This is a genomic window from Caldicoprobacter sp., assembly GCF_047459465.1.
GTDB lineage: Bacteria > Bacillota > Clostridia > Caldicoprobacterales > Caldicoprobacteraceae > Caldicoprobacter.
Map to the genome: position 1 here is coordinate 1 of NZ_VSCO01000203.1, position 2,404 is coordinate 2,404.

At 49.5% G+C, this 2,404-nt stretch carries 3 protein-coding genes; all 3 read left to right on the forward strand.

Annotation, left to right across the window (positions count from 1 at the left end; genetic code table 11):
• Window positions 1–146: 146 nt before the first annotated feature.
• Complete coding sequence (metK, locus tag FWJ59_RS09320) at window positions 147–1,337, forward strand: methionine adenosyltransferase (RefSeq protein WP_414481659.1); 1,191 nt, start codon at window positions 147–149, stop codon at window positions 1,335–1,337.
• 195 nt (window positions 1,338–1,532) lie between these two features.
• A complete protein-coding gene (locus FWJ59_RS09325) occupies window positions 1,533–1,901 on the forward strand; it encodes a hypothetical protein (protein ID WP_414481660.1) in 369 nt (122 codons plus the stop codon).
• A gap of 187 nt (window positions 1,902–2,088) precedes the next feature.
• On the forward strand, window positions 2,089–2,404 hold a 316-nt coding region (locus tag FWJ59_RS09330), incomplete at its 3' end, for a sigma factor (RefSeq protein WP_414481661.1).

The window sequence follows — 2,404 nt, forward strand, 5'->3', positions numbered from 1 at the left end:
TCAAAGGATTTCAATTTTTTACCTTGTGGCCTTAGTTGTGGCCCTGCGCTCATGTTGATTTTTTAACAGGGGTATGCTATACTTAGATTTATTGCAAAAAAAGAAAATCGGTTTAACCAGTATCTTTCGCTTAAGGAGGAGAACAAATGAAAAGGAGGCTGTTTACATCGGAATCTGTCACTGAGGGGCATCCCGATAAGATATGCGACATGATTTCTGATGCTGTGCTGGATGCTATTTTGGCCAAGGACCCCTATGCCAGGGTGGCCTGTGAGACCGCTGTGACCACTGGCCTGGTATTGGTCATGGGAGAGATTACCACTGAGTGTTATGTGGACATACCAAGCATTGTACGCGAGACGGTTCGCGAGATAGGATATACAAGGGCGAAATACGGCTTTGATGCTGATACCTGCGCTGTCATAACCTCCATAGATGAGCAGTCTCCTGATATCGCAATTGGGGTGAACAGAGCCCTTGAGGCAAGAATGCACGAGATGGAGGACGACATAGAGGCCATCGGGGCGGGCGATCAAGGGATGATGTTTGGCTTTGCCTGCAACGAGACCCCCGAGCTCATGCCATTGCCCATTTCGCTGGCCCATAAGATCACCAGGAGATTGGCCGAGGTGCGCAAGAATGGCACGCTGGAATACTTAAGGCCTGATGGGAAATCCCAGGTTACTGTTGAATATGAGGGAGACAAGCCGGTGCGCGTACATACCGTCGTCGTTTCAGCCCAGCACAGCCCGGATGTTGACCATTCTACCATCGAAAGGGACGTGATCGAAAAGGTCATAAAGGCCGTTATCCCTCCCGAGTTTCTGGATGACAAAACCCGTTATCTGATCAACCCAACCGGCCGCTTCGTGGTAGGTGGACCTCAGGGTGATTCGGGGCTTACCGGCCGAAAGATCATAGTGGACACCTATGGTGGATACGCACGCCACGGCGGCGGTGCCTTTTCGGGCAAGGACCCCACTAAAGTGGATCGCTCGGCCAGCTACGCGGCCCGGTATGTAGCCAAAAACATTGTTGCAGCAGGGTTGGCTGATAAGTGCGAGGTGGCAGTAGCCTATGCCATAGGCGTGGCCAGGCCGGTATCCGTAAGCGTCGATACCTTTGGTACGGCAAAGGTACCGGAGGAGCTTATCCTGGAGCTCATTCACAAGAATTTTGACCTAAGGCCCGGTGCCATCATAAGGGACCTCGACTTGAGGAGGCCCATATATAAACAGACGGCGGCTTATGGGCATTTCGGGCGCACCGATTTGGATCTGCCATGGGAGAGAACCGATAAGGCTCAGACGTTGAGGGAGCAGGCCTTCGGTAAGTAATTGAGCCGCCCCGTTTATATAGAATATTAAGCGTAAGTAATCTGGAACGTATATGTAAGCGAGTACACATGCCCCAGTCCCAAAAAGGACTGGGGTTTTTTATTTATAAGGCATATGTCTCACCTCTTGAGGCGCAGCGGCATAGTATGGAATGGTGTAGATGGATTAATTCTGCGCTGCAGAGGGGGAGTATTCATGTATATAGATATATATCTTGCCATCGTACTGTGGGTATTTGCCATATTTGGGTTTATATGCTTTGTAGCGCTGGTGCTCCGGGATATATCATCGGCTTTGGGCAATAAGAAAGGGGTTTTTAATGTGATCATAACGGCGCGCAATCAGGAGGATGTCATAGAGGGCATTGTAAGGGGATTTATTCTTAAAACGGCGGTGGATGGAAATGAGGATTCGTTGGTCAACATCGTGCTGGTGGATGTGGACTCATGGGACGATACGCCTAGGATAATGGAACGCCTTGCCTGGCAGTATCCTTCCATAAGATTTTTAAAGCCGGGGGAACTGTGCGGTTATTTGACCAAATTGATGCAGGATTTTAAATGATGCATGACTCCAAAATATAGGGTTGCATTTTAATATACCGGGTAAAGGGGCAGGCTGCCATCAAGCCGGGGAAATCATTTCCCGGCTTTTTTCATGCCCTCCCAATCCAGGCTATCATGTAATACGAGCTGTGCAGCTTAAAAAATGGTGCAGGGCCGGCCCTCGATGGATGGGAGGGCGTATCGCCTTGGAATACCTATTTAAAGAGCTGGTAGAGAGGGCAAAAGAAGGCGAGGCTACTGCTGCCCAGCAACTCATTGACAAGCTATATCCCCTTATCCATTGTGCCATGCGTCGGTGTGGGACGTGGCTTGACAGGGAGGACCTTTATCAGGAAGCCTGCCTTATAATCCTTCAGTGCATTAAAGACTTCGTTCCTTCTAAAGGTGTGCCGTTTCTGGTGTATGTTAAAAAGAGGGTGTATTTTGGCCTGACGAATATCGCAAGGCAAGGTATTCAAACCGTTTCGCTGGATAAGGAATTTGAAGGGCATGACGGCGATA